We start from the raw sequence: 24,043 nt of genomic DNA, 5'->3' as shown, positions 1-24,043 counted from the left end.
ATCGAAGTAAAGAGAATATGTAAGGCCAGTATGCTGAACATATGGCCGGTGCCGATGACGCAGAGGTCCCACCTGTTCCCATTCCGAACACAGAAGTTAAGCTCTGTTGTGCCGAAAATACTTGGTTGGAGACGACCTGGGAAAATAGGTAGGCGCCGGCTTTTCTCTTCTCTTTACTTTCACATGGCCCGTTGGTCAAGCGGTCAAGACGGCGGCCTCTCACGCCGCAAACGGGAGTTCGATTCTCCCACGGGTCACCACGTCGGAATGGACTACATTCCATTCAAAAAGCCCAGCCACTCGGCTGGGCTTTTCTCATACCATTTCGTCATTCCTCCTTAACCCCACAAAACTTTGCAAAACAAATTTTTGCGGGGGCCCCACTGCCGGAGGCCGACGGACACCCCGGCAGAATGGACTGCATTCTGTTCAAAAAGCGAGCCGAATGGCTGGGGCTTTTCTCATATCATTCCGTCATTCCTCCTTAACCCCACAAAACTTTGCAAGACAAATTTTTGCGGGGGCTCCACTGCCGGAGGCCGACGGGCACCCCGGCAGAATGGACTGCATTCCGTTCAAAAAACAGCCAAATGGCTGAGCTTTCCTCGAATTATTCACAATTTTCTCTCAGGCAAGAACCACAAGAGGTGACGCAATTGTGGTGGGGCCTGCTTAAATATAAAATAAATCAATGAAACAGAAACAAACAAAAAGAAAACGGCGCTGGATTTGGGCGCTGTTCTGGATGGTGCTTGCTGCTCTGCTGGCAGGAGTGTATGCCCGGTTTGTGGAACCGAACCTTCTGGTAGTGCGACGGTTTTCCTTCCCGGCACAGGGTATTGCAGCTGACTGCCGTGTTGTCTTTTTTACCGATACGCATTTCGGTGAGGACAAATCTGTTGATTCGGCAAAGCAGCTGGCGGAGCGCATCAATCGGCTGGAACCGGATCTGGTGATCTTTGGTGGAGACCTGCTGGACAACTACGCCCGTGACCGGGAACAGCTGGACCTGGAGCTGCTGCGGGAACAGCTGAACAGTCCAGGCTCCTGGTGGAAAATACGCGGTCTGGGGCAATCATGACTGGGGCGGCGGCGCAGCGCGCATCTATCAGGAGTTTATGAAATCCTGCGGATTTCAGGTGCTGAAAAATGAGAGTCTGTTTCTGGAGAATTATCGAATCCAGCTGCTGGGCTATGACGATTACCTGACCGGTGATCTGGAAGGTCAGCTGCCCACCTTTGCAGAAGATGCCTTCCCTCTGCTGATTCAGCCCAACTGCTTTCGGATCTGCCGGAGCGGGCGTTGATGCTGTCCGGTCATACCCACGGTGGGCAGATCGGAATCTCCTGGATTGCCCGTCAGATTCTGCCTCCTGGTTCGGGCGGCCTCGTGCGCGGGATGTATGCGCTGGATGAATCGGCGGAATCCGCCCGGGTTTATGTGAGCAGCGGCATCGGGACCACACGGTTGCCGCTCCGGCTGCTGTCTCCGCCGGAGATCGTATGCATTGATCTGCAGCAGCCCGAATAAAAGTATAAAAAAGACCTCTGCGTCAGTGAACTGGCGCAGAGGTCTTTTTTGCGTTTTAAAATGGTTTAATCCTCGCCTTTGGCAAAGTAAGCGATGCCTGCTGCACCGGGTCCGGCGTGGGTACCGATCACAGGTCCGATGTGGAAAACTTCGGCAGCCGGGAGATGAAGATTGCCAATCAGATATTTCTGGATGGGTTCCATGGCCCGGTGATGGGCAGTGTAGCCCACCAGATACCGCTTGTCCGGGTCCAGCCCGCCGTCCTGATCCAACTGCTTGAAGAGCGCAACGTAGGCGCCGGGCAGGCCACGGGCTTTGCCCACCAGAGCTACATGGCCATCCTTCATGCCGACTACCGGTTTGATGCCCAGTACGGCACCGGCAAAGGCCTCCGCGCCGGTAAGCCGCCCGCCCTTGCGGAAATACTTCAGATCATCCACAACGGCCAGCAGCCGGACCTTGTGCTTTTCCTCTTCCAGAATGCTTACGATCTCGCCCGCTGTGCGGCCCTCATCCCGCAGCTCCACTGCAAGACGTACCAGCAGCTGATTGCCCAGCGTAGCGCTGAGACCGTCGATCAGATAAATCTTGTCGTAATCCACCAGAGATGCGGCAATCTGTGCGGACTGATAGGTGCCGGAGATTTTGCTGGAAAGCAAGACAGCAATCAGCTCATCGCCAGCCTCCCGGGCATCGTTGAACGCCTTTTCAAAAGCCTCCGGGCTGGGCTGACTGGTGCTGGGCAGCTTGTGGCACTCGCTCAGCCGCTGGTAAAATTCTTCGGGCGGAAGATCCAGTCCGTCCCGGTAGGTGTCGCCGTTCTCAAAGGTTACCTGCAGGGGAATGACCTCCACCTGCATACGTTGTGCCAGTGCCACCGGCAAATCGGCGGTGGAGTCAGTTAGGATGCGCAGCATAAGAACGTACCTCCTAAGTTATGATAGGGACAATCGGTGTTTGCCCCAAGGATTCCTGTTGCCTTCATTGTAGCGGGAAAGGAAAGGGCTGTCAATCTGGTGAAGCACAGTGGCTTACAGCCGGTACAGACTGCCGCTGAGCGCGGGCAGGTCCAGACGAAGGGTGTGGCTTTTGCCCAGCACGCCGCCCGGTGTTGCCCAGCATTCGGCAGCGGGGCAGCCGTCTCCGCCATACTGCGGGGCATTGGTGCAGAGGACCAGGCGGGCGTGACAGGCATTGTCGAAATACAGCGGGTATTGATCGTGCGCTTTATCCTGCGTGTTGAGTACAATCAGGAAGGTGGAGCCGTCTGCACTGGTACGGGTGAAAGCAAACACGCCGTCCTCCACTGCCTCGCAGGTGACCCACCGGAAACGGCCACTGTGGTATTCGCCACTGTACAGCGCGGGCTCTTGCAGATACAGCCGGTTCAGATCCCGGGCCAGGCGGAGGAATGCCTGGTGCATGGGATATTCCAGAAGGCACCAGTCCATGGCGCGGCCTTCGTCCCATTCCCGGAAATGGGCCAGTTCCGTACCCATGAAGCTGAGCTTTTTGCCGGGGTGCAACATGAAATAGAACTGCAGCAGCCGGGCCTGGTCGAATTTTTCCTCATAGCTGCCCCACATCTTGTCGATCAGGGTATGTTTGCCATGTACCACCTCATCGTGAGATAACGCCAGAAGGTATAATTCGTTGTAAAAATACTCCATGGAGAATGTGATGGTGTGGTAGAGGCCGGGACGCTGATCAAAGGGGGCAGAGAAGTAGCGCAGGGTGTCGTTCATCCAGCCCATATCCCATTTATAGTCGAAGCCAAGGCCTTCGTACTGCACCGGAGCAGTGACCTTCAGGTAGTTGGTGCTGTCTTCCGCGGCCAGGATTACGCCGGGGAAACGCTGATGCAGACCCTGATTCATGGTTTGCAGGAACTTCACCGCGCCCTGATTTACACCCCGGGCATCGTCGCCCTGCCAGTAGAGCGCACGACTCACCGCGTCCATGCGCAGGCCATCACAGTGATAGGCCTCCAGCCAGAAGGCGGCGGCGCTGCTCAAAAAGCTGCGCACCTCGCCCCGGTACAGATTGAAGTTATAACTGCCCCACTCGCTCAGGCCCACATCACTGTCGTATTCATAAAGATGACCGCCGTCCAGCCGGGCCAGAGCATCGCCGTTGCAGGCGAAATGCACCGGAACGAAATCCATCAGCACGCCGATGCCCGCCTGGTGGCAGGCATCCACAAAAGCAGCAAATTCCTCGGGCGTACCGTAGCGGCTGGTCACGCTGAAATAGCCGGTGCACTGGTAGCCCCAGCTGCCGTCGAAGGGATGTTCCGCCAGCGGCAGCAGCTCGATGAAGTTGTAGCCCTGTTCCCGCAGCCAGGGGATCAGCGCCCCGGCCAGCTGGCGGTAGGTATACCACCGGCCATCCGGGTGACGTTTCCAGCTGCCCGCGTGCAGTTCATAGATGTTCAGAGGTTGGTCGTAGCGGGCACTGCGTCCGGCAATCCAGGCCTCGTCCTTGAATTTGTGGGCGGGCATGCCCCACAGAACGCTGGCGCTGCCAGGGCGCAGCTCAGTGTAAAAGCCGTAGGGATCGGTATGCAGGGCCCAGCCGCCGTCCTGCTTCTGGATGTTGAATTTATAGAACTGGCCCTGATGTGCCTTTGGCACATAACCGTTCCACACGCCTGCGGCATCCCGGGTGAGATCCTGGCCGGACCAGCCGTTGAAATCGCCGCAGACCTGGACTCTCTGGGCGCCAGGCGCCCAGAGGCGGAACAGCCAGGTGTCGGGACCCTGATCCGGAGCGGGGTGTGCACCCAGCATGTGGTGTGCGTCGAAGCACAGACCGGTATGGAATTCGGTGGGAAGCATGGGAAGATCCATGGGAAAACTCCTTTGTTTGAATGGGGTGTGCAGAATACGAAGCTTTGGGCAGCACCGCGCGATGCCTGCACCAAAGTGCAGGCGTGGCAGCCCGCCAAATTTTTCGGCGGGTTCTGCCACCTGAAGGGATACGGCATTGCCTCTATTTTACTTACATCTTACAACATGCAGGGGGAAAATTCCAGTAGGGGTTAAAGAAAGAAGAATCAGATCGGGAAAAGAGAGGAAAAGATAACAAGAAGCCACTTCGGAATTCGTGCAAAGTTCTGAAAAAGAGGGAAGAAGCGGGAAAGACTGTTTCCCCACGGAAAAAATATGATATACTTATACATGATTATAGCCTTTTTCGTTGCAGCACGAAAAAGTTGATCGATAAAACAGACAGAGAAAGGAAGCTCGTCCTATGAACAAACGGGATCTTTCCCGCTATTTTTCAGGCAGTAAGTTTTCCCGCATGCCGCTGGGCAAAGCGCTGGTGGCGCTGAGCTGTGCACTGGCTGTTACCGTGAGCTGCGGTGCAGGCATTGCGTTCACTGCAGTGAACGCGGCCAACAACAGCTCGTCGGTGCCGGTGAGCGTTGTGCAGGTGGCATCCAGCCAGGCACAGAACAAGCCGGAGGCTACCGCCACACCGGAGCCCACCCAGGCTCCCATTCAGCTGGAAATCGAAGCCACCGCCGTGCAGCAGAGTGTGGGCGTTACCGTGATGGACGCCGACAGCGGTCTGCCGGTGCTGGGCCAGGATTTCGAGGTGCAGCTGACTCCGAAGTCCGGTAAGGCGAGCACCTATACCGTGGACCCGGAAACCGGCACTCTGCTCATCAAGCAGGTGGACATCGGTGAGTACACCGTTTCGGTGGCCGAGCGGGAAGGGTTTGTGACTCCCGAGCCGGTGACCCTGGCGGTGAAGGAGAAGGTCCAGTATAAGGCCGATGTGGAAGCGGTCAAGGATCAGATCAAGCAGTCCAGCGAGGTCAACGAGGCCGAGGAGGACAATGGAAACGCCAGTCATGTGGGCGCAGGTACCGGAAGCGGTCAGGACCCCACCCTGCCGGAACCCACCGCGGTACCCACTCCGGAACCTTCCGGCAACGACTATGACTACGACGAATCCTCGACCGAGGAGCACAAGACTACGGTTTATATTCCGGACGTGGCAGAGCAGAACGGCCGCAAGTACCTGAAATACGCGGATGGCAGCATCAGTCCCTATTATGTGAGCAAGACTGCCACCGCTGAGGACGGCACTGAGTTCCTGGTGGAAGCTACCCTGGATGCAGGTATGGTTCCCACACCCACGCCTGTGCCCACTGCGGAGCCTACGCCGGAACCCACTGCTGAACCCACAGCGGTTCCGGAACCCACACAGGCCCCGGCGGACAGTACCTCCAATTCCGAACCCACTTCCGCCTCTGCCTCGCTGCAGACGGCGGCGGGCAAAGTATTGGGGCTGGATCTGGGGATATGGGCCCGGGGTGGCCTGCTGGCAGCCGGTGCGGCTGACGGTGTGAGCACCCTGTCGCTGGAGTCCACGCTGCAGTTCTATGACGAGAGCTCCATGCAGGGCATTGCCCATGACGGTTTTGCCATGACGGCGGTGGAAAAGGTGATCGTAACCCTGTATTCCGGCTGGTACCCCAGTACTTCGGACAAGCAGGCCTACTACGATCCCAGCACCCATCAGAAGGTGACCGGCAGCAAGGTGATCGCAGGCACTACATATACCTTTGATGAGAACGGTACCCTCGTGAAGGAGGAGACCGGCGGCAGCGAAAGCAGCGGCAGTGAAAATACCGGTGACAGCGGCAGCAGCGGAAGCAGCGGCGGCAGTGGCGGTACCACCTGGGTGAAGGGCGTGGATGTGTCCAAGTATCAGGGCAACATCGACTGGAACCAGGTAAAGGCCTCTGGCATCGAGTTTGCCATCATCCGCGTGGGCTATCGCGGTTACGGCACCGGCGTTCTGGTTGAGGACTCCACCTTCCGTCAGAACATCAAGGGCGCTACGGCCGCGGGCCTGAAGGTGGGCCTGTACTTCTACAGCCAGGCCATCAATGAGACTGAGGCCGTAGAGGAGGCCAGCATGGTGATCAGCCTGTGCCAGGGCTACAACATCAGCTACCCCATCTACTTCGATACCGAGAAGGTGGCGGGGGACACCGGCCGGGCCGATAATATCAGCCGTGCCCAGCGCACCGCCAATGCGGTGGCCTTCTGCGAGACCATTCGCAACTCCGGCTACAAGGCGGGCGTTTACAGCTATGCCAGCTGGTTCTACAATCAGCTGAACATGGCCAGCCTCTCGCCTTACAGCATCTGGATTGCTCAGTATCGGAATGAGCTGTCCTTCGATTACAACTACGATATCTGGCAGTACAGCAGCACCGGCTCGGTGCCCGGTATCCCCAAACCCACCGATATGAACGTAAGCAAGCTGGGCTGATCGCCCAAAGACAAAATCCCCCTGGGCGATTCCGGCCTGACCGGAATCTGCCCGGGGGGCCGTTTTGTTCCCCGGTAAATAAGAAAAAGGAGGAGCTGCGAATGGAACAGCTGAAGCGTGTTTTTGCGCATCTGGGCCGCTATAAAAAGGAATTTATTCTGGCAGTGCTGTTTGTGGTGCTGGAAACCGGCCTGGAAATGTTCATTCCGGTGATTATGGCTGACACCATCGACGTGGGCGTGGCCAACCGGGATGTGAATTACATCCTCATCAAAGGCGTGCAGATGGGGGTGTGCGCCCTGCTCTCGCTGGTGACCGGCATGCTCTATGCCCGTTACATGGCCCGGGCAGCCTGTGGTTTCGGCGCGATTCTGCGTCAGGAGCAGTACCAAAAAATCCAGGAGTATTCCTTCTCGGATCTGGACCGGTTCGAGACATCCTCTTTGATCACCCGCATGACCACCGACATCACGGTACTGCAGAATGCGGTGAGCGGCGGGCTGCGGCCCATGGTGCGCGGTCCCTCCATGCTGATCATGGGCGTGGGGCTGGCCTTCTTCATGAACGCCAGGCTGAGCCTGATCTTTCTGTGCTGCGTGCCGGTGCTGGCGGCGGTGCTGGCCTTTATCGTATATAAGGTGGCGCCCATGTACAGCCGGCTGCAGGCGGCTGTGGACCGGGTGAATGTGATCGTGGAGGAGAATCTGACCGCCATCCGGGCGGTAAAGGCCTTCGTGCGGGGCGAGTATGAGGAGAAGAAGTTCGAGCGGGTAAACAGCGGCCTGATGCAGACCAGCCAGCGCACCTTCCATTATGCGGTGATGAACCTGCCCGCCTTCCAGTTCACCATGTATGCGGCGGTGACGCTGCTGCTCTGGTTCGGCGGTAATATGGTCATTGCGGGAAGTATGCAGGTGGGCAAGCTCACCGGCTTTCTGAGTTATGTGCTGCAGATCATGAACTCGCTGATGATGATCTCCAACGTGTTTCTGATGCTCACCCGTTCGCTGGCCAGCGCGGCCCGTGTGATGGAGGTGCTGGACCATTCCCCCAGCCTGACCGACGGGGCCGAGGCCCAGGAAGAAATCGCGGACGGCAGCGTGGAATTCTGCCATGTGGACTTTAAATACAGCGCCGCGGCCCGGGAAAATGTGCTGGAGGACATCTGCCTGAATATCCCGGCGGGGCAGACTCTGGGTATTCTGGGCGGTACCGGCTCGGCCAAGACCTCGCTGGTGCAGCTGATCCCCCGCCTGTATGATGTGACCGGCGGCTGCGTCAAGGTGGGCGGCCGGGATGTGCGGGAGTACCGGCTGGAGGCCTTGCGGGATGCCGTGGGCATCGTACTGCAGAAGAATGTGCTGTTCAGCGGAACCATCCGGGAAAATCTGCTCTGGGGCAACGAGCAGGCCAGCGACGAGGAGCTGGACTGGGCCTGCCGCACCGCCTGTGCCGATGAATTTTTGAGCCGGATGCCCAAAGGGTTGGACACCGAATTGGGTCAGGGCGGCGTGAACGTGTCCGGCGGCCAGAAGCAGCGTCTCTGCATTGCCCGCACCCTGCTCAAGCGGCCCAAGGTGCTGATCTTCGACGATTCCACCAGCGCGGTGGACACCGCCACCGAGGCCCGCATCCGGGCAGGGCTGGCGGCGCTGAAGGATACCACCAAGATCATCATTGCCCAGCGGGTGACCTCGGTGATGGAGGCGGACCAGATTCTGGTGCTGGAGGACGGCAGGGTGAACGGCATTGGCACCCACATCCAGCTGCTGGAGGAGAATGCCATCTACCGGGAGATCTATGAATCCCAGATGAAAGGAGGCGGCGAAGAATGAGCAGACGGCAGTTTACGGCCCGGCGGCCCAACGACCTGGGCCATACCCTGAAGGTACTGCTGGCCTACATGGGCCACCATAAGCTGATCATGGCGCTGGTTGCGGTACTGGTGAGCCTGAGCGCCGCCGCCAATCTGCTGGGTACCTTTATGCTCAAGCCTCTGGTGAACCGCTACATCCTGCCCGCCAATACAAACGGCCTGCTGGCAGCGGTGGGCATCGTGGCGGCCATCTATGCGGTGGGCGTGGTGTCCGCCTTCGGCTATACCCAGCTGATGGTGAAGGCGGCCCAGAAGATCGTGTATGAAATCCGACGGGACCTGTTCGGCCATGTGCAGACCCTGCCGCTGCGTTACTTCGATACCCGCAGCCACGGCGACATTATGAGCCGCTTCACCAACGACGTGGACACCATTGCCGACGCGCTGAACAACAGCTTTGCCATGGTGATCCAGAGCTTTATCCAGATCGTGGGCACCCTGACACTACTGTTTGTGCTGAACTGGCAGCTTTCGCTGGTGGTGGTGCTGGGCTATATTGCCATGTTCGCCACCGTGCGCTACAGCGGCCAGCGCAGCAAGCGATATTTCCAGAGCCAGCAGCAGGTGCTGGGCAAGCTGAACGGCACCATTGAGGAGATGATCAGCGGCCAGAAGGTGATCAAAGTGTTCAACCATGAGCGCCAGAATGTGGAGGCCTTCTGCGCCCAGAACGAGGCGCTGCGCCAGGCGGCCACCAACGCCCAGGGCTACGCGGCCACCATGGTGCCCACCGTGGTGAGCATCTCCTATGTGAACTACGCCATTGTGGCGGTGCTGGGTGGCCTGATGGCCATTCACGGCATGACCGACGTGGGCAGCCTGACCAGCTATCTGGTGTTTGTGCGCCAGGCGGCCATGCCCATCAACCAGTTCACCCAGCAGTCCAACTTTCTGCTGGCGGCGCTGGCAGGCGCGGAGCGCATCTTCAACGCCATGGAGGAGACCCCGGAGGTGGATAAGGGCAGCGTGGAGCTGACCGGTACACAGGGCGCCTGGGTCTGGAAAGATAAGGCCAACGGCAATCAGACTCCGCTGCGGGGCGATGTGCGCTTTGAGCATGTGAGCTTTGGCTACGAGAGCTCCCGCCTGATTCTGAAGGATATCAGCCTTTATGCAAAACCCGGCCAGAAGATTGCCTTTGTGGGCTCCACCGGCGCGGGCAAGACCACCGTAACCAACCTGATCAACCGGTTCTACGACGTGACCGACGGGCGCATCACCTACGACGGCATTGATGTGCGCCGCATCCAGAAGCCGGACCTGCGCCGGTCGCTGGCGGTGGTTTTGCAGGATACCCACCTGTTCACCGGCACCATTGCGGACAACATCCGCTTCGGCAAGTTGGACGCCACCGATGAGGAGGTGGTGGCTGCGGCCAAGCTGGCCAACGCCCACTCTTTCATTCGACGCCTGCCCAAGGGGTATGACACCCCGGTCACCGGCGACGGCAAGAATCTTTCTCAGGGGCAGCGGCAGCTGCTGGCCATCGCCCGGGCGGCCATTGCGGACCCGCCGGTGCTGATTCTGGACGAAGCCACCAGCAGCATCGATACCCGCACCGAGGCCTTGATTGAAAAGGGCATGGACCGGCTGATGGAGGGCCGCACCGTGTTTGTGATCGCCCACCGCCTGTCCACCGTGCGCAACGCGGATGCCATCATCGTGCTGGAGCAGGGGCAGATCGTGGAGCGGGGCAGCCATCAGGAGCTGCTGGACCAGAAGGGCGAATACTATCAGCTGTATCACGGCATGTTCGAGCTGAACTGAACCTGCCGCGCGCCGTGCCTGCTTTGGGCATTTTGCCCGGGCGGGCACGGCGATTTTTGTTTGTCACAAAAAGTCACAAAATACGGTGGACGGCTTGTAGTCACTGTACTGTGAATGTATAATAAAGAGGTACTGCGGCAAAGTGATTGCGGAGCGCGACGCCCGGTGCGGATCAACGAACGGCGAGAGGAAGAGAATTATGCAACGTGAAAAATTCGGTTCCCGACTGGGCTTTCTGCTGCTCAGTGCCGGGTGCGCCATCGGCATCGGCAACGTGTGGCGCTTCCCCTATGTGGTCGGCCAGAATGGCGGCGGCCTGTTTGTACTGCTGTATGTGTTTTTCCTGGCAGTGGTGGGCATTCCCGTGCTGACCATGGAGTTTGCCATCGGCCGGGCCAGCCGCAAAAGCTGCATCAAGGCCTATCAGGAGCTGGAGCCCAAGGGGTCCAAGTGGCACTGGCACGGCATCTTCGCCATGCTGGGCAACTATGTGCTCATGGCCTTTTACACCACTGTGGCGGGCTGGATGCTTTATTACTTCTACCGGTTCCTCATCGGCGAGATGAGCGGGCTGGACAAGGCCGGCATTGACGATGCTTTTTCCGGCATGCTGGGCCAGCCGGTGACCATGACCGTGTGGATGCTCATCATCGTGGTGCTGGGCTTTGTGATCTGCTCCTTCGGCCTGCAGAAGGGCGTGGAGCGCATCACCAAATGGATGATGGTGGCCCTGCTGGTCATCATGGTGGTGCTGGCGGTGAATAGCCTGTTTTTGCCCGGCGCTTCCGAGGGCATCCGCTTTTATCTGGTGCCGGATCTGAGCAAGGTGCAGGAGACCGGCATTCTGGGCACCATCACCGCCGCCATGAACCAGAGCTTCTTTACGTTGAGCCTGGGCATCGGCGCCATGCTGATCTTCGGCAGCTATCTGGGCCGGGAGCGGCGGCTGCTGGGCGAGTCCATCAACATTGCCATTCTGGATACCTTCGTGGCCTTTGTGTCCGGTCTGATCATCTTCCCGGCCTGCTTTGCCTACGACGTTCCGGTGGACAGCGGCCCTCCGCTGATCTTCATGACCCTGCCCAACGTGTTCAACTCCATGGCGGCGGGCCGTGTGTGGGGCACTCTGTTCTTCCTGTTCATGAGCTTCGCCTCCTTCTCCACCGTCGTGGCGGTGTTCGAGAACATTCTGGCCTGCACCATCGACCTTTCCGGCTGGAGCCGCAAAAAGGCCGCGCTGGTGAATGGCATCATCGTGGCCATCATTTCCATGCCCTGCATCCTGGGCTACAATGTGTGGAGCGGCTTCGTGCCCTTTGAGGCCGGTACCGCGGTGCTGGATCTGGAGGACTATCTGGTCAGCAACATCCTGCTGCCCGGCGGCTCGCTGGTCTACCTGCTGTTCTGCGTCAGCCGCATTGGCTGGGGCTTCAAGAACTACCAGGAGGAGGCCAACCAGGGCGTTGGTCCCAAGGTGCCCAATTGGGTGCGCGGCTATGTGACCTTCGTGCTGCCCATCCTGGTGGGCGTGTTGCTCATCCAGAGCATTCTGCGCATCAAATAAGCTTTGCATTTTTGCCGCCCCGGCTAAGGCCGGGGCGGTTTTCTTTTGCTTATTCGGTATACGGATTGTATAAATTGATTAGAATATATCAAAAATGGGCGCTTTTCCCCATTCATGCCCCGTCTTTTTGCTGCATACACTGAAAGGAACCGGTTGCGGAAAAAGGAGGACGAGGGAATGGAATGGTATCAGCTGGAGACCGAGGCCGCGCTGGGGCGGGCAAAAAGCAGCCGTCAGGGGCTGAGCGGAACAGAGGCCGCCCGCCGTCTGACCGAGTGCGGCCCCAACCGCCTGAAGGAGCAAAAGCAGGCCGGGCTGTTCCAGCGGTTTTTGCAGCAGATGGCCGACCCCATGATCGTGGTGCTGCTGGCCGCGGCGGCGGTGTCCGGCGGGGCGGCGGCCGTGGCAGGGGAGAGCTTCGCAGATGTGTTCATCATCCTGGCGGTGGTGGTCATCAATGGGGTGCTGGGCGTTTATCAGGAGCACAAGGCCGAGCAGGCCATCCAGGCGCTGCAGAAGCTGACGGCGGCCCATAGCCGGGTGCTGCGGGGCGGCCGTCCGCTGGAGGTGGCCAGCGAGGAGCTGGTGCCGGGGGATGTGGTATTACTGGAGGCGGGGGACGCGGTCCCGGCGGACGGGCGGCTGCTGGAATGCGTGTGCCTGCGCACCGAGGAGGCGGCCCTCACCGGCGAGAGTCTGCCGGTGGAAAAGAACACCCGCCCGGCGGCGGCAAACACCCCGCTGGCCGAGCGCCGGTGCATGGCCTATCTGGGCAGCACGGTGCGGTATGGCCGGGGCAAGCTGCTGGTCACCGCCACCGGCATGAACACCGAGATGGGCCGCATTGCCGGAGCCCTGGCCGAGACCGCCCAGGGCAAAACGCCTCTGCAGCAGACGCTGGCGGGCCTGAGCCGGACCCTGAGCGCGCTGGTGCTGGCCATCTGTGTGTTTTTGTTCGGGTTCAGCCTGTGGCGAAATGGCAGTGTGGATCTTCCCACCGTGCTGGACACTTTTCTGGTGGCAGTGAGTCTGGCGGTGGCCGCAGTGCCGGAGGGCCTGGCCGCGGTGGTGACCATCGTGCTTTCGGTGGGGGTGACCCGCATGAGCCGCCAGGGAGCGGTGATCCGGCGGCTGACGGCGGTGGAGACGCTGGGCTGTGCTCAGGTGATCTGCACCGACAAGACCGGGACCCTCACCCAGAACCGGATGGAGGTGCAGAGCTGCCACGGCCAACAGAAGCCGCTGGCCACCGCGCTGGCCCTGTGTACCGACGCGGAGCTTCTGCCGGACGGCACGGCACAGGGGGAGGCCACCGAATGTGCACTGGTGGAATACGCCGCCCGTCTGGGGCTGCGCAAGGCGGCCCTGGCAGCGGCCCAGCCCCGGGTGGCCGAGTTGCCCTTTGACAGCGAGCGCAAGTGTATGAGCACCTTTCACAGGCAGGGGGGAGGAATCGTCCAGTACACCAAGGGTGCGCCGGATGTGCTGCTGCAAAAATGTACCCACTGGATGCAGGACGGCCAGCCCCGTCCCCTGACCCAGGCGGACCGTGCCCGAATTCTGGCGGAGAACCGGCGGATGGCGGCGCAGGCGCTGCGGGTGCTGGCGGCGGCCTGCCGCCGGTGGGAAAAACTGCCCGCGCCCTTAACGCCCGCCGCGGCGGAAAATCAGCTGGTGTTTCTGGGGCTGGTGGGCATGCTGGACCCGGTGCGGCCCCAGGTGCCGGGGGCGGTGCGGGCCTGCCGGTCGGCGGGCATCCGCACCGTGATGATCACCGGCGACCATCCGGATACCGCCGCCGCCATCGGCCGCACGCTGGGGCTGGTAAGCAGCGCGGGGCAGGTGGTCACCGGTGCGGCGCTGGATGCCATGAGCGACGAGGAGCTGCGGCGCAGAGCACCGGAGTTTTCGGTGTACGCCCGGGTGCAGCCCCAGCACAAGGCGCGCATCGTGCGGGCCTGGCAGCAGCGGGGCTGTGTGACCGCCATGACCGGCGACGGGGTGAACGACGCCCCGGCGGTGAAGGCGGCGGACATCGGCGTGGGCATGGGCGTCACCGGCACCGACGTGACCAAGAATGTGGCGGATATGGTGCTGGCGGACGACAACTTCGCCACCATCGCCGCGGCGGTGGCCGAGGGGCGGCGCATTTACGAAAACATCCGCAAGGCCATTCAGTTTCTGCTGGCCTCCAACATGAGCGAGGTGGCCAGCATCTTTCTGGCCACCCTGCTGGGCATCCGGCTGCTGGAGCCGGTGCACCTGCTCTGGATCAATCTGATCACCGACTGCTTCCCGGCGCTGGCGCTGGGCATGGAGCAGGCGGAGCCGGGCAGCATGCACCGGCCGCCCCGCCCCCGGGGGCAGGGCATCTTTGCCGGGGGCCTGGGCGTGGATGTGCTGTGGCAGGGGGCATTGGTCACGGCGCTTACGCTGGGGGCATACTTTGCGGGGACGCGGCTGGAGACCGGCCTCTGGCAGGTGGCGCAAAGCCAGCTGGGGGGGACCATGGCTTTTCTCACCATGAGCATGGCCGAGCTTTTCCACAGCTTTAACCTGCGCAGCCGACGGGGCAGCATTTTTAATCAGCAGGGCGAGAACCCCTATCTTTGGGCAGCGCTGGCGGGAAGTCTGGCCCTCACCACCGGGGTGCTGCTCTGGCCTCCGGCAGCAGCTGCCTTCGGCTTTGCAGCCCTGCGTCCGGCCCAGTACGGTCTGAGTCTGGCGCTGGCTGCAGCGGTGATTCCGGCGGTGGAGCTGGTAAAATGGATGCTGGGCGGCGAAAAACAGGGTTGACAAACTGGATTTAATGCGTTAAACTACTACCAAGATAAAAATCCGAATGCGTGGACGGGGAAAAAGCAGAGCCCATACGCCTTCAGAGAGCTGCCGGTCGGTGCAAGGCAGCGGCGCGGAATCTGTATACTGGCCCCTGAGCACCCGGCGGAACCCCGTTTTAGGAGACGGTCAGTAGGTCAGGGCGGAACCCCACCGTTATCCGGGGCGCGGTTCGCGGCATTGCCCGCCGACCGTACAGAGCGGCTGACACACAGCAACGAGAGTGGTACCGCGGGAGCTTACATGAACGATGTGGCCCTCGTCTCTCAGGGGCAAAGACCCTTGAGAGACGAGGGCCTTTTTGTCTGCATTCGCCCCGCAGACAAAACAAAATAAGGAGCGATTGTTTTATGATGGACGTTACCAAGTATCAGATCGGTTACTACAACCCGCCCAAGACCGAGTACCGCTGGGTGCACAAGGATCACATCGAAAAGGCCCCGGCCTGGTGCAGCGTGGACCTGCGGGACGGCAACCAGAGCCTGATCGTGCCCATGAGCCTGGAGGAAAAGCTGGAGTTCTTCCAGCTGCTGGTGAAGATCGGCTTCAAGGAGATTGAGGTGGGCTTCCCCGCCGCCAGCGAGACGGAATATGAATTCCTGCGCACCCTGATCGAGCAGAACATGATCCCCGAGGATGTGACCGTACAGGTGCTCACCCAGTGCCGGGACCACATCATCCGCAAGACCTTCGAGGCGGTGCAGGGCGCGCCCAGTGCGGTGATCCATTTCTACAATTCCACCAGCGTGGCCCAGCGGGAACAGGTGTTCAAAAAGAGCAAGGAGGAGATCAAGAAGATCGCCACCGACGGCGCGACCCTGGTCAAGCAGCTGGCCGCCGAGTATCCGGGCAACTTCCGGTTCGAATACAGCCCGGAAAGCTTCACCGGCACCGAGCCGGAATACGCTCTGGAGGTCTGCAACGCGGTGCTGGACATCATGCAGCCCACCCCGGAAAAGCCCATGATCATCAACCTGCCGGTGACCGTGGCCATGAGCATGAGTCACATCTACGCCAACCAGATTGAATACATGAGCGACAACCTGAAATACCGGGACAGTGTGGTGCTCAGCCTGCACCCCCACAACGACCGGGGCTGCGGCGTGGCCGATACCGAGCTGGCCCTGCTGGCCGGCGCGGACCGGGTGGAGGGCACCCTGTTCGGCAACGGCGAGCGCACCGGCAATGTGGACCTGATCACCCTGGCCATGAACCTGTACACCCATGGCGTGGACCCCAAGCTGGATTTCAGCGACATGCCCGCCATCGTGGAGCTGTATGAGCGGGTGACCCGGATGCATGTGTACGAGCGCACCCCCTACGCAGGCGCACTGGTCTTTGCAGCCTTCAGCGGCAGCCATCAGGACGCCATCGCCAAGGGCATGAACTGGCGCAAGGAAAAGGGCCTGCATCAGTGGAACGTGCCCTACATCCCCATCGACCCCACCGACATCGGCCGTACTTACGACGGCGACGTGATCCGCATCAACAGCCAGAGCGGCAAGGGCGGCATCGGCTTCCTCTTGCAGCAGAAGTTCGGCTACGATCTGCCCCCAAAGATGCGGGAGCATTTCGGCTACACGGTCAAATCCATCTCGGACCACGCCCACAAGGAGCTCTCGCCCGACGAGGTGGCCCAGGTGTTCTACGATACCTATTTGAACAAATGCACCCCGGTTGACATCCCGGACGCTCACTTCATCCAGAAAAACGGTATCTTCGCGGCCATTACCGTCACCATGCCGGACGGCTCCACCAAAGAGAGCAGTGCCCAGGGCAACGGCCGCTTGGACGCGGTGTGCAACGCATTGAAGGCGGCCACCGGCCAGGATTTCACCATCGAGACCTACTCCGAGCACAGCCTGCAGCATGGCTCAACCAGTGAAGCAGCGGCCTATGTGGGCCTGCGCTGGGGCGACGGCACCGTGACCTGGGGCGCCGGAACCGACACCGACATCATCCGCGCGGGCATCAAGGCAATGGTCAGCGCGGCCAACAACAAATAAAGGGGAAGAAACAATCATGGGAATGACAATGACGCAGAAGATTCTGGCCGCCCACGCCGGGCTGGACAAGGTGGAGGCGGGCCAGCTGATCAGCGCCCGGCTGGACGAGGTGCTGGGCAACGACATCACCACCCCGGTGGCCATCAACGAGTTCAACAAGGCGGGCTTCACCAGTGTGTTCGACAAGACCCGCATCAACATCGTGCTGGACCACTTCGTGCCCAACAAGGACATCAAGGCCGCCCAGCAGTCCAAGCAGTGCCGGGACTTTGCCAACAAATACGACATTCTGAACTTCTACGATGTGGGCCAGATGGGCATTGAACATGCCCTGCTGCCGGAAAAAGGCATCGTGACCGCCGGTGACTGCATCATCGGCGCGGACAGCCACACCTGCACCTACGGTGCGGTGGGCGCCTTCTCCACCGGTGTGGGCAGCACCGATATGGCCGCGGGAATGGCCACCGGCAAATGCTGGTTTAAAGTCCCCGCCGCCATCCGCTTTGTGCTGAAAGGTCAGCTGCAGCCCCCGGTGAGCGGCAAGGATCTGATTTTGCACATCATTGGAATGATCGGCGTGGACGGTGCGCTGTATAAGAGCATGGAGTTCACCGGCCCCGGCGTGGCCAGTCTCACCATGGACGACCGGCTTTGCATCTGCAACATGGCCATTGAGGCGGGCGCGAAGAACGGCATCTTCCCGGTGGATGAGGTGACCATCCAATACCTTACCGGCCGCAGCCAGCGCCCCTGGACCGTGTACGAGGCGGACGAGGACGCGGAGTACGAGCAGACCATCGAGATCAACCTGGCCGCTCTGGAGCCCACTGTGGCCTGGCCCCACCTGCCCGAAAACACCAAGCCCGCCGCCGACGGCAAGGATGTGAAGATCGACCAGGTGGTCATCGGCAGCTGCACCAACGGCCGTTTAGAGGATATGGAGGCCGCCTGGAAGGTATTGAAGGGCAAGCACATCGCCCCAGGCGTGCGCGCCATCATCATCCCCGCCACCATGGCCATTTATAAAGAGTGCATCCTGCGGGGCTGGACCACCGATTTCATCGACGCGGGATGCGTGGTCTCCACCCCCACCTGCGGCCCCTGCCTGGGCGGCTACATGGGCATTCTGGCCCAGGGCGAGCGCTGCATCTCCACCACCAACCGGAACTTTGTGGGCCGCATGGGCCATGTGGAGAGTGAGGTTTATCTGGCCAGCCCCGCCACCGCGGCGGCCAGCGCCCTCACCGGTTATATCACCGACCCCCGCACCATTGCGGAATAAGAAAGGCAGGAATCACCAATGCAGGCAAACGGTTTTGTACATAAATATCCGGACAATGTGGACACCGACGTGATCATCCCGGCCCGGTACCTGAACACCCCCGACGCAAAGGAGCTGGCGGCTCACTGCATGGAGGACATCGACCCCGATTTCGTGAAGAAGGTCCAGCCCGGCGACATCATGGTGGGCGGCGCCAACTTCGGCTGCGGCTCCAGCCGGGAGCACGCGCCCCTGGCCATCAAAACAGCGGGGGTCTCCTGCGTGATTGCGGCCACCTTCGCCCGCATCTTCTACCGCAACGCCATCAACATCGGCCTGCCCATTCTGGAATGCCCGGCGGCAAGCGAGGCCATCCAGGCGGGGGACAAGGTGCATGTGGATTTCGACACCGGCGTCATCACCGACGAGACCACCGGCCAGACCTTCCAGGCCCAGCCCTTCCCGCCCTTCATCCAGGAGATCATCAAGGCAGGCGGGCTGATGAACAGCATCAGGCAGTGAGCAAGAGGAAAGAAAGGAACGATTCCCATGGAAAAACAAATCGCAGTGATCCGGGGCGACGGCATCGGCCCTGAGATCGTGGACCAGGCCCTGCGGGTGCTGGATGCGGTGGCCGAAAAATACGGCCACACCTTTACTTATACCGACGTGGATATGGGCGGCATCGCCATCGACAAATGGGGCGAGCCGCTGCCCGCCGCCATGCTGGACAAGTGCCTCGCGGCGGACAGCGTGCTGCTGGGCGCGGTGGGCGGCCCCAAGTGGGACGGCCTGCCCGGCGACAAGCGCCCGGAGAAGGGCCTGCTTGCCCTGCGCGCGGGCATGGGCCTGTATGCCAACAACCGGCCGGCCAAGCTCTGGCCCCAGCTGGCGGCCGCCAGCCCCCTGAAGCCGGAGATCGTGGAAAAGGGCATCGACTTCATCGTGGTGCGGGAGCTGATCGGCGGCGTCTACTTTGGCAGCCACACCACCGCGGAATGCGGCGGTGAGCAGAAGGCCACCGACGTGATGAGCTACGCCGAGCACGAGATCGAGCGCATCGGCCGCATCGCCTTTGAGACCGCCCGCAAGCGCCGGAACAAGGTGACCAGTGTGGACAAGGCCAACGTGCTGGACACCAGCCGTTTGTGGCGTAAGGTGATGCACCGGCTGGCCGAGGAATACCCGGACGTGGAGTATGCCGACATGCTGGTGGACAACACCGCCATGCAGATCGTGAAGGACCCCAGCCAGTTCGACGTGGTGGTCACCGAGAACATGTTCGGCGACATTCTGTCCGACGAGGCCAGCATGATTACCGGTTCCATCGGCATGATTCCCTCCTCCAGCCTGGGCGAGGGCAGCCGGGGACTGTACGAGCCCATCCACGGTTCCGCGCCGGACATTGCGGGCCAGAACAAGGCCAATCCCATCGGCACCATCCTGTCCGCCGCCATGATGCTGAAATACAGCTTCGATCTGGACGAGGAGGCCGCCGCCATCGAAGCCGCGGTCAATAAGGCGCTGGATGAGGGCCTGCGCACCGGTGACATGATGGCCGAGGGCTGCACTCTGGTCAGCTGCTCGGAAATGGGCGACGCCATCCTGCAAAACCTGTAATATAGCAAAAGAAAAATCAAGCGGGCCGCTGCCGGATTTTCCCGGCGGCGGCCCGTTTTAGGTGTTTCCCACGAATTGCGCGGCGGCGCCTTTACTTTCATTGGGGGGAGTGCTATAATAGCCGGGCGGCGCTTGACTGCGCAGGCAAGTATAGCAAAACAGGAGTGGAAAAACCCATGGCGAAACAGGCCGCAAAACTGGAAAACGATCTGGGGCGGGACCCCATTCCGCAGCTGGTGCTGCGCATTGCCATCCCCAGCATGCTGGCGCAGTTTGTGAGCGTATTGTACAGCGTGGTGGACCGGATGTACATCGGCAATATCGCCGAGGTGGGCAAGCTGGCCCTGGCAGGCGCGGGCGTCTGCGGGCCTATCGTGACCATGATCGGCTCGGTGGCCTTCCTGGTGGGCGTGGGCGGTTCGCCCCTGATGAGCATCCGCATGGGCGCGGGCGATCAGAAAGCCGCCCGGAAGATTCTGGCCAACTGCTTTCTAATGCTCTGCGGCCTTTCGGTGGTGCTCATGGCGCTGGCTCTGGCCACCCGGGAACAGACCCTGCTGCTCTTCGGCGCCAGCGGCTCCACGCTGCCTTACGCCATGGCATATTACACTGTATATCTGCTGGGTACCCCCTTTGCATTGCTTTCCACCGGCATGAACCAGTTCATCATCTGTCAGGGCTTTGCCAAAAAAGGCATGCAGTCGGTGATGCTGGGCGCGGTGCTGAACATTCTGCTGGACCCGGTGTTCATCTTTGTACTGGATATGGGCGTGACCGGCGCGGCGCTGGCCACCATTCTCAGCCAGCTGGGCAGCTGTCTGTTCGTGCTGCGTTTTCTGTTCAGCAAAACACCGCCCATCCGCATCACCTTCGGTGGCTATGACCTGCGGGTGATGGGGCGGGTACTGGCCACCGGTTTCACCCCCTTTGCCATCATCGCCTTCGACAATGTGATGATCATTGCCCTGAACGCTCTGCTGCAGAAGTACGGCGGCCCCACCGAGGGTGACCTGATGGTGGCGGCAGCTACCATCTCCCAGAGCTTCATGCTGGTGGTCACCATGCCGCTGGGCGGCATCACCGGCGGTACCGGCTCGATCCTGGGCTTCAACTACGGTGCGGGACGCCCGGACCGCATCCTCCAGGCACAGAAATTCATCCTGGCGTTGAGCCTCGCCTATACGGCGCTGCTCTGCGCGGCGGGCCAGCTGCTGCCCGGGGCCTTTGCCTCCATCTTCACTCAGGATGCCCAGGTACTGCCTCTGGCTGTGCGGGCCATCCGCATCTGCACGCTGGCAGTGGTCCCGCTGGGGCTGCAGTACACCATCATCGACGGCTTCACCGGCATGGGGATGATGCGCTATTCGCTGCCTCTTTCCTTCTTCCGCAAGCTGGCCTACTTTGTGCCGCTGTTCATTCTGCCTGCGCTGTTTGGGGGTATGGCAGCCTTCTATGCCGAGCCCATCTCGGATATCCTGGGCCCTCTGGCCAGCCTGGTGGTCTATCTCAGCCGGATGCGCTGGCTGGCTGCCGGGGCAAAAGCTCCGCAGAAATAAGAATTCCGACTTCAATGTCATAAAAGAAGCCCTGCATTTGCGCAAAAATGTGGGGCTCTTTTTGTGCAAGCAAGTGTCTGATTGTTAAAATTATGAGGATTTTTGTGACAATTTTGGGCGCGTCTTCGCCGAAAATTTCGTAACTTCCACCGAATTTGCTTTTTCGTCCGCGTTTTTTATATTTTCGGGTTGTATTTTGAAAATCCGATGCTTATAATTTACTCAAGTGAATTTTTGAAAGGAGCATCTGTTGTATGGATGTCTGCCGTACCGAAGCGTTGTTCGATCTTTCCCACACCCTGGCCGCGCCCCTGTTTGAGGGGAAGGAGCGCCCCTGGGAGGTGCTGGACGAACTGAAAGGATTTATTGAGCAGCTGGGAAAAAGCCTGCCCAGCGAGGAATATGACCAGCCCGCCCCCGGTGTGTGGGTGGCGAAAACCGCAAAGGTGGCCCCCAGTGCATCGCTGGCCGGGCCCTGCATCATCGGCCCGGAGGCCGAGGTGCGCCATTGCGCTTTTATCCGGGGCAGCGCCCTGGTGGGCGCGGGCGCCGTGGTGGGCAACAGCGTGGAGCTGAAGAACTGCATTCTGTTCGACGGCGCGCAGGTGCCCCACTTTAACTACGTGGGCGATTCTATCCTGGGTTACAAAGCCCACATGGGCGCGGGCGCTGTGACTAGCAACCTGAAGAGCGACAAATCCCTGGTGTGCATCCGCCAGGAGGACGAGATTCTGGTAACCGGCCGCAAGAAGCTGGGCGCTCTGGTGGGCGATGAGGCCGAGGTGGGCTGCAACAGTGTGCTGTGCCCCGGCTCGGTGCTGGGCCGCCGCTGCCAGATTTATCCCACCAGCTGTGTGCGGGGCGTGGTGGCCCCGGGCCATATCTATAAGGACGCGCAGCACATCGTACCCCGTACATAACAAAGAAACAGAGGAGTGTTTGGAATATGGGCAGACTGTTTGGAACCGACGGCGTGCGCGGCATTGCCGGTGAGGATATGACCTGTGAGCTGGCAATGGCCATCGGCCGTGCCGCCGCCACCGTGCTGGCCTATGGCCGCCGCCGCCGTCCTTTGGTGGTGATGGGCAAGGACACCCGCATCTCCAGCGACATGCTGGGCGCTGCACTGGCCGCGGGCCTGTGCTCGGTGGGCGCGGACGTGATCGACCTGGGCGTGATCTCCACCCCGGCGGTGGCCTACCTGGTGGGCAAGTACAAGGCGGACGCGGGCGTGATGATCTCCGCCAGCCATAACCCCTACGCCTTCAACGGCATCAAGATCTTCAACGGCGACGGCTTCAAGCTGCCGGATGAGCTGGAGGAGCAGATCGAGCACCTGATCGAGAAAAACGACTTCACCTACGCCAAGGGCGAGAATCTGGGTCAGATCAGCCACTGCACCACCGCTGCCCGGGATTACATCGAGCACCTGAAAAGCACCATCCCTTATTCGCTGGAGGGCATGAACATCGTGGTGGACTGCGCCAACGGCTCCGCCAGCGCCACCGCCCGCACCCTGTTTGAGGAGCTGGGGGCCAATGCGGTGATTCTGCACGATGCGCCGGATGGCGTGAACATCAACGAGGGCTGCGGCTCCACCCATCTGGAGCAGCTGCAGGACTACGTGCGCACCCACAAGGTGGACGCGGGCGTTGCCTTTGACGGCGACGCGGACCGCTGCCTGTTCGTGGATGAGACCGGCGAAGTGGTGGACGGCGACTACATCATGGCCATCTGCGGCCTGGATATGCAGCAGCGGGGCAAGCTGCGCCGGTCCACCATCGTGGGCACCGTGCTCACCAACCTGGGCTTTGCCCGCTTCTGCGAGGCCAACGGCATGAAGTTTGCCGCCACCAAGGTGGGCGACCGCTACGTGCTGGAGGAGATGGAGCTGGAGGGCTACACCCTGGGCGGCGAACAGAGCGGCCACATCATCTTCCGGGATTTTGCCACCACCGGCGACGGCCAGCTCACCGCCATCCAGCTGCTGTGCCTGCTCAAGCGGTGCAAAAAGCCCCTGTCCGAGCTGGCCAAGGTGATGACCCGCCTGCCTCAGGTGATGGTGAATGTGACCGTGAGCGCCGAGGGCAAGCTGGAATTCTACAACAACGACGTGATCAAGGAGGCCATCCGCCAGCAGAAGGAGGCCCTGGGTGATACCGGCCGGGTGCTGGTTCGGGTCAGCGGCACCGAGCCGCTGATCCGCGTGATGGTGGAGGGCCAGGACGAGAGCGAGATCCAGGCCATTGCCGACCATCTGGCCGAGCTGGTGAAAAAAGAGCTGGGCTGATTGCAGCCTTTGAATACAGAAAAACGAGTGAGTACCCGCGGTGAACTCACTCGTTTTTTGTTTACTCCGCGTCCAGGGTACGGATGCGGAAGATGAAGTAATACACATGGAACAGCCACACGCAGCCCAGCACAATGCGGCCGATGAGCACCTCGTGCATCATCACAAAGCCGATGCTCATGGTCAGGGTCACGGTGACCATGATGCCGATCTTGGTGCGCCAGGTCATGGCCCGCTGCTCCCGGAAGCTTTTGAAGTTCTCCTGGTACAGCTTGGTGGACAGAAACCACCGGTTCAGCCGGTCGCTGCCCTTGGCGAAGAAGAAGCAGGTGCCCAGCAGAAAGGGAGTGGCGGGCAGCAGGGGAAGCACCGCACCCACGGCGCCCAGCGCCAGGCAGACAAGACCCAATGCAATGTAGAGGTATTTCATAAACAAACAATC

At 60.7% G+C, this 24,043-nt stretch carries 18 protein-coding genes, 1 tRNA gene and 1 rRNA gene; 17 read left to right on the top strand and 3 right to left on the bottom strand.

Going from position 1 to position 24,043, the window contains the following annotated elements; genetic code table 11:
* Nucleotides 1-44 precede the first annotated feature (44 nt).
* The 5 genes from rrf (at nt 45) to PH256_RS13650 (ending at nt 1,531) form a co-directional block, all read left to right on the top strand.
* Nucleotides 45-161 (top strand): 5S ribosomal RNA (rrf, locus tag PH256_RS13670).
* Nucleotides 162-185: 24 nt separating this feature from the next.
* A tRNA-Glu gene (locus PH256_RS13665) sits at nt 186-260 on the top strand.
* Nucleotides 261-691: 431 nt separating this feature from the next.
* Nucleotides 692-1,081 (top strand): metallophosphoesterase, encoded by a 390-nt coding sequence (locus PH256_RS13660; protein WP_270914611.1) that lies wholly within the window; start codon nt 692-694, stop codon nt 1,079-1,081.
* Between the two features lie 37 nt (nt 1,082-1,118).
* Nucleotides 1,119-1,307: a hypothetical protein gene (locus tag PH256_RS13655; protein WP_270914610.1), complete on the top strand. Its 189-nt coding sequence runs from the start codon at nt 1,119-1,121 to the stop codon at nt 1,305-1,307.
* On the top strand, nt 1,307-1,531 hold the full coding sequence (locus PH256_RS13650) for a hypothetical protein (protein WP_270914609.1): 225 nt from the start codon (nt 1,307-1,309) through the stop codon (nt 1,529-1,531). The genes PH256_RS13655 and PH256_RS13650 overlap by 1 nt, the downstream gene beginning before the upstream one ends.
* A gap of 65 nt (nt 1,532-1,596) precedes the next feature.
* Here the strand turns inward: PH256_RS13650 and PH256_RS13645 are convergent, their stop codons facing one another.
* Together PH256_RS13645 and glgB are read right to left on the bottom strand one after the other, a co-directional pair.
* Nucleotides 1,597-2,448 carry a DegV family protein gene (locus tag PH256_RS13645; RefSeq protein WP_270914608.1) on the bottom strand — a complete coding sequence of 284 codons (852 nt, stop codon included), beginning with the start codon at nt 2,446-2,448 and terminating at the stop codon, nt 1,597-1,599.
* A 114-nt stretch (nt 2,449-2,562) separates the two neighbouring features.
* A complete protein-coding gene (glgB, locus tag PH256_RS13640) occupies nt 2,563-4,380 on the bottom strand; it encodes a 1,4-alpha-glucan branching protein GlgB (protein WP_270914607.1) in 1,818 nt (605 codons plus the stop codon).
* Nucleotides 4,381-4,783: 403 nt separating this feature from the next.
* Between glgB and PH256_RS13635 the strand changes: the two genes are divergently transcribed.
* From PH256_RS13635 to glmM, 12 genes are all read left to right on the top strand, one after another.
* Complete coding sequence (locus PH256_RS13635; RefSeq protein WP_270914606.1) at nt 4,784-6,823, top strand: GH25 family lysozyme; 2,040 nt, start codon at nt 4,784-4,786, stop codon at nt 6,821-6,823.
* 101 nt (nt 6,824-6,924) lie between these two features.
* A complete protein-coding gene (locus PH256_RS13630; protein WP_270914605.1) occupies nt 6,925-8,658 on the top strand; it encodes an ABC transporter ATP-binding protein in 1,734 nt (577 codons plus the stop codon).
* Nucleotides 8,655-10,466, top strand: a complete 1,812-nt coding sequence (locus tag PH256_RS13625) for an ABC transporter ATP-binding protein (protein ID WP_270914604.1) — start codon at nt 8,655-8,657, stop codon at nt 10,464-10,466. Before PH256_RS13630 ends, PH256_RS13625 begins: the two co-directional genes overlap by 4 nt.
* A gap of 199 nt (nt 10,467-10,665) precedes the next feature.
* On the top strand, nt 10,666-12,030 hold the full coding sequence (locus PH256_RS13620) for a sodium-dependent transporter (protein ID WP_087184470.1): 1,365 nt from the start codon (nt 10,666-10,668) through the stop codon (nt 12,028-12,030).
* A gap of 177 nt (nt 12,031-12,207) precedes the next feature.
* On the top strand, nt 12,208-14,826 hold the full coding sequence (locus PH256_RS13615; protein ID WP_270914603.1) for a cation-translocating P-type ATPase: 2,619 nt from the start codon (nt 12,208-12,210) through the stop codon (nt 14,824-14,826).
* A gap of 392 nt (nt 14,827-15,218) precedes the next feature.
* Nucleotides 15,219-16,874, top strand: coding sequence for a 2-isopropylmalate synthase (locus PH256_RS13610; RefSeq protein WP_270914602.1), 1,656 nt, complete (start codon nt 15,219-15,221; stop codon nt 16,872-16,874).
* A gap of 16 nt (nt 16,875-16,890) precedes the next feature.
* Entirely contained in the window at nt 16,891-18,156 is a 1,266-nt protein-coding gene (gene leuC, locus PH256_RS13605) for a 3-isopropylmalate dehydratase large subunit (protein WP_270914601.1), read from the top strand.
* 18 nt (nt 18,157-18,174) lie between these two features.
* Nucleotides 18,175-18,657, top strand: coding sequence for a 3-isopropylmalate dehydratase small subunit (leuD, locus tag PH256_RS13600; protein ID WP_058967195.1), 483 nt, complete (start codon nt 18,175-18,177; stop codon nt 18,655-18,657).
* 27 nt (nt 18,658-18,684) lie between these two features.
* Nucleotides 18,685-19,755 carry a 3-isopropylmalate dehydrogenase gene (leuB, locus tag PH256_RS13595; RefSeq protein ID WP_270914600.1) on the top strand — a complete coding sequence of 357 codons (1,071 nt, stop codon included), beginning with the start codon at nt 18,685-18,687 and terminating at the stop codon, nt 19,753-19,755.
* A 176-nt stretch (nt 19,756-19,931) separates the two neighbouring features.
* Nucleotides 19,932-21,311: an MATE family efflux transporter gene (locus PH256_RS13590; RefSeq protein WP_270914599.1), complete on the top strand. Its 1,380-nt coding sequence runs from the start codon at nt 19,932-19,934 to the stop codon at nt 21,309-21,311.
* 254 nt (nt 21,312-21,565) lie between these two features.
* Nucleotides 21,566-22,231 carry an acyltransferase gene (locus PH256_RS13585; RefSeq protein WP_087184463.1) on the top strand — a complete coding sequence of 222 codons (666 nt, stop codon included), beginning with the start codon at nt 21,566-21,568 and terminating at the stop codon, nt 22,229-22,231.
* 26 nt (nt 22,232-22,257) lie between these two features.
* On the top strand, nt 22,258-23,601 hold the full coding sequence (gene glmM / locus PH256_RS13580; RefSeq protein ID WP_087184462.1) for a phosphoglucosamine mutase: 1,344 nt from the start codon (nt 22,258-22,260) through the stop codon (nt 23,599-23,601).
* A 61-nt stretch (nt 23,602-23,662) separates the two neighbouring features.
* Here glmM and PH256_RS13575 read toward each other — a convergent pair whose 3' ends face one another.
* On the bottom strand, nt 23,663-24,031 hold the full coding sequence (locus tag PH256_RS13575) for a YbaN family protein (protein WP_270914598.1): 369 nt from the start codon (nt 24,029-24,031) through the stop codon (nt 23,663-23,665).
* Nucleotides 24,032-24,043 lie beyond the last annotated feature (12 nt).

The sequence above is a fragment of the Allofournierella sp. CML151 genome (assembly GCF_027853465.1).
Classification (GTDB): domain Bacteria; phylum Bacillota; class Clostridia; order Oscillospirales; family Ruminococcaceae; genus Allofournierella.
The sequence above is the reverse complement of the archived record's forward strand: the minus strand, read 5'-3'. Positions and strand labels throughout refer to the sequence as shown.

What these genes read in the sequence shown, in the direction of transcription:
- PH256_RS13630 (WP_270914605.1), top strand. Translation starts at nt 6,925, where the DNA reads ATGGAACAGCTGAAGCGTGTTTTTGCGCATCTGGGCCGCTATAAAAAG.
- PH256_RS13610 (WP_270914602.1), top strand. Translation starts at nt 15,219, where the DNA reads ATGATGGACGTTACCAAGTATCAGATCGGTTACTACAACCCGCCCAAG.
- PH256_RS13625 (WP_270914604.1), top strand. Translation starts at nt 8,655, where the DNA reads ATGAGCAGACGGCAGTTTACGGCCCGGCGGCCCAACGACCTGGGCCAT.
- glgB (WP_270914607.1), bottom strand. Translation starts at nt 4,380, where the DNA reads ATGGATCTTCCCATGCTTCCCACCGAATTCCATACCGGTCTGTGCTTC.
- PH256_RS13575 (WP_270914598.1), bottom strand. Translation starts at nt 24,031, where the DNA reads ATGAAATACCTCTACATTGCATTGGGTCTTGTCTGCCTGGCGCTGGGC.
- leuC (WP_270914601.1), top strand. Translation starts at nt 16,891, where the DNA reads ATGGGAATGACAATGACGCAGAAGATTCTGGCCGCCCACGCCGGGCTG.
- leuB (WP_270914600.1), top strand. Translation starts at nt 18,685, where the DNA reads ATGGAAAAACAAATCGCAGTGATCCGGGGCGACGGCATCGGCCCTGAG.
- PH256_RS13660 (WP_270914611.1), top strand. Translation starts at nt 692, where the DNA reads ATGAAACAGAAACAAACAAAAAGAAAACGGCGCTGGATTTGGGCGCTG.
- PH256_RS13655 (WP_270914610.1), top strand. Translation starts at nt 1,119, where the DNA reads ATGAAATCCTGCGGATTTCAGGTGCTGAAAAATGAGAGTCTGTTTCTG.
- PH256_RS13585 (WP_087184463.1), top strand. Translation starts at nt 21,566, where the DNA reads ATGGATGTCTGCCGTACCGAAGCGTTGTTCGATCTTTCCCACACCCTG.
- leuD (WP_058967195.1), top strand. Translation starts at nt 18,175, where the DNA reads ATGCAGGCAAACGGTTTTGTACATAAATATCCGGACAATGTGGACACC.
- glmM (WP_087184462.1), top strand. Translation starts at nt 22,258, where the DNA reads ATGGGCAGACTGTTTGGAACCGACGGCGTGCGCGGCATTGCCGGTGAG.
- PH256_RS13615 (WP_270914603.1), top strand. Translation starts at nt 12,208, where the DNA reads ATGGAATGGTATCAGCTGGAGACCGAGGCCGCGCTGGGGCGGGCAAAA.
- PH256_RS13590 (WP_270914599.1), top strand. Translation starts at nt 19,932, where the DNA reads ATGGCGAAACAGGCCGCAAAACTGGAAAACGATCTGGGGCGGGACCCC.
- PH256_RS13650 (WP_270914609.1), top strand. Translation starts at nt 1,307, where the DNA reads ATGCTGTCCGGTCATACCCACGGTGGGCAGATCGGAATCTCCTGGATT.
- PH256_RS13620 (WP_087184470.1), top strand. Translation starts at nt 10,666, where the DNA reads ATGCAACGTGAAAAATTCGGTTCCCGACTGGGCTTTCTGCTGCTCAGT.
- PH256_RS13635 (WP_270914606.1), top strand. Translation starts at nt 4,784, where the DNA reads ATGAACAAACGGGATCTTTCCCGCTATTTTTCAGGCAGTAAGTTTTCC.
- PH256_RS13645 (WP_270914608.1), bottom strand. Translation starts at nt 2,448, where the DNA reads ATGCTGCGCATCCTAACTGACTCCACCGCCGATTTGCCGGTGGCACTG.